Raw genomic sequence first — 689 nt, 5'->3', positions numbered from 1 at the left:
GCCTGCGCCTGCTGGTTCGCGAGCGCCGTCTCGACCACCGTCTGCGCCTGACGCAGCTCGAGCTCGGAGCCCGTGCCGTTGTCGAACTGCAGCTTCGTCAGGTCGTAGGACGCCTGCGCGGTCTTCAGCGTGTTTTCCGTGACCTTCAGCAGATCATCGGTCGACAGCAGCGTCAGGTACTGGTCAGCCACCTGCGACACCAGCGAGATTTCCGACGCCTGCCGGGCATACGATGTCGACAGGTACTGCGCGAGCGCCTGGTCCTTCAGGCTCTGCACGCGGCCGAACAGGTCGAGCTCCCACGACGCCGAGAGCCCGACGTTGTAGTTGCGCGAGATCAGCGGCTGGCCCGTCTGCGATACACCGGCCGGGAAACGCTGGATGCTGCCCGTGCCCGTACCGTCGAGCGTCGGGAACAGCCCCGCACGCGTGATCTGGTACTGCGCGCGCGCCGCCTCGATGTTCAGCACCGACACGCGCAGGTCGCGGTTGTTGTTCAGCGCGATCTCGATCAGCCGCTGCAGGCGCGGATCGACGAAGAACTCGCGCCAGCCGATGGCGGTCGCCGCCTGGCCGTTCGCGCTGCGCGCGCCGGCCGCGCCCGGCTGCGTCGCGTAGACGCCGCCGGCCGGGTACGCCTGCGCGACGGGTGCGTCGGGCCGCTTGTAATGCGGCGCCATCGTGCAGCC

1 protein-coding gene is annotated in these 689 nt (G+C 69.1%); it reads right to left on the bottom strand.

Annotated elements, in window-relative coordinates:
- Positions 1-689, bottom strand: a 689-nt coding sequence (locus LGN10_RS33400; protein ID WP_226226299.1) for a TolC family protein, incomplete at both ends; no start/stop codon positions are given.

Source organism: Burkholderia sp. AU32262, from assembly GCF_020419985.1.
In the GTDB taxonomy this organism is placed as follows: Bacteria; Pseudomonadota; Gammaproteobacteria; order Burkholderiales; family Burkholderiaceae; genus Burkholderia; species Burkholderia semiarida.
Note: the sequence above shows the minus strand (reverse complement) of the source record. Positions and strands in the feature narration are given on the sequence as shown.